Genomic DNA, 1,650 nt, shown 5'->3' with positions numbered 1-1,650 from the left:
TTGACGGTGCGCAGCGACTTGCCGTAGGCGTGGCCGGTCTCGAAGCCGGCGTCGATCAGTTCCTTCCAGATCTGCGGCAGCTGCTCGAGGCGGGCGCCGGACAGGGCGGTGCGCCGGGCGCCGGGGGCCCTGGGGGGTGGAGGGGCTCAACCTGCGCATCGCCGCCCTGCTGCACCGCCAGGGCCTGCTCGAGGCGGATCAGGGCTGGTACGAGGGGCGGCCGGTGCTGGTGACCCGCAACGACTACGGCCTCGGCCTGATGAACGGCGACATCGGCATCGCCCTGCGCCTGCCGGAGCAGGACGGCAGGCCGGTGTTGCGGGTGGCCTTTCCCCGCAACGACGGCAGCGGCGACCTGCGCTTTATCCTGCCGAGCCGGCTGGGGGTGGTGGAGACGGTGTTCGCCATGACGGTGCACAAGTCCCAGGGCTCCGAGTTCGCCCACACCGCCCTGATGTTGCCGGAAAGCCTCAATCCCGTGCTCACCAAGGAGCTGCTCTACACCGCCATCACCCGCGCCCGGCACTGGTTCACCCTGCTGGAGCCGCGCCCCGGGGTGTTCGAGCAGGCCATCGCCCGCCGGGTGGAACGCCAGAGCGGCCTGCTGGAAAGCCTGCAGGGCGAGGGGTGAGCCCTACAAGGCCCGCCGTAGGGTCCGTTTCAACGGACCACCCGACCACGGTGCCGGGGTTTGGTCGAATAAATTCGACCCTACACATGGACGCGGGGTTGGCCGTAGGGTCCATTTCAATGGACCACCCGACCACGGTGCCGGGGTTTGGTCGAATAAATTCGACCCTACAGACACCTCCATCCGTAGGGTCGATTTCAATCGACCAACATCAGCACCGCGCCGAGTTTTGGTCGAATAAATTCGGCCCTACGGGACAGCCTGTTTTCCGGGGAACTGGCCAGCATGAAAAGGAAGGAGTGATATGCAACTGCAACCGGCAACAATAGCGCGCCCCCATGGCGACGGTTAAACGGCCGGCGCCGGCTTCGCTGGCGGATCCCTTTTACTACCTGGCCAATGCCCGCACCCTGGTGGGCTGGGTGCTGGACCACCATGGCGATCTGCTGCTGGACGGGGAAAAGGCGCAGCTGGCGGCCTGGCTCGGCGCCGGGCGCGAAGCCCGGGCCCTGCTGGTGCGCATGGTGATGCGCAAGGGCGAGCACTTTCGGCTGAGCCGGTTGCGCTACCCGGAGATTGGAGATCCGTCCCCCGCCGGGGTTGAACTGGTGTCGCTGGGGCTGGTGCAAGAGGGGGCACCCATACCGGTGGAGGAACTGACCGACCTGCTCACCCTGACGGAGCTGGATGCCTGCTTTGCCGAGGCCTTCGCCGGGGCCGGGCTGGTCCGCGCCACCAAGGGTATGAAGCGGGATTGGCTCTGCGCCCGGCCCGAATACGCCAGGTCGCGACCCTTTGCCGACTGGTGGCCCGCAAGCCAGGATCGCCTGCTGAGCCTCGCCTGCATGCCCCTGTTCGAGCGGCTGCGGCTGATGTTCTTCGGCAACCTGCGCCAGGACTGGTCCGAATTCGTGCTCACCGAACTCGGCAACCAGCGCTACGAAACCGTGGCCTTCACGCCCGAGTCCCGCGCCTTCCGCAACCGGGCCGAGGTGGACCAGTATCTGGCCCTGCACCGG

At 67.2% G+C, this 1,650-nt stretch carries 1 protein-coding gene and 1 pseudogene; both read left to right on the top strand.

Annotation, left to right across the window (positions count from 1 at the left end; translation table 11 throughout):
* Positions 1-136: 136 nt before the first annotated feature.
* Positions 137-631: an ATP-binding domain-containing protein gene (locus CGX12_RS19120; protein WP_254918357.1), complete on the top strand. Its 495-nt coding sequence runs from the start codon at positions 137-139 to the stop codon at positions 629-631.
* Between the two features lie 338 nt (positions 632-969).
* Positions 970-1,650 (top strand): annotated as a pseudogene (locus CGX12_RS19115) (VRR-NUC domain-containing protein); the annotation flags it as partial.

The sequence above is a fragment of the Zobellella denitrificans genome (genome assembly GCF_002237365.1).
Lineage (GTDB): Bacteria > Pseudomonadota > Gammaproteobacteria > Enterobacterales > Aeromonadaceae > Oceanimonas > Oceanimonas denitrificans.
Note: the sequence above shows the minus strand (reverse complement) of the source record. Positions and strands in the feature narration are given on the sequence as shown.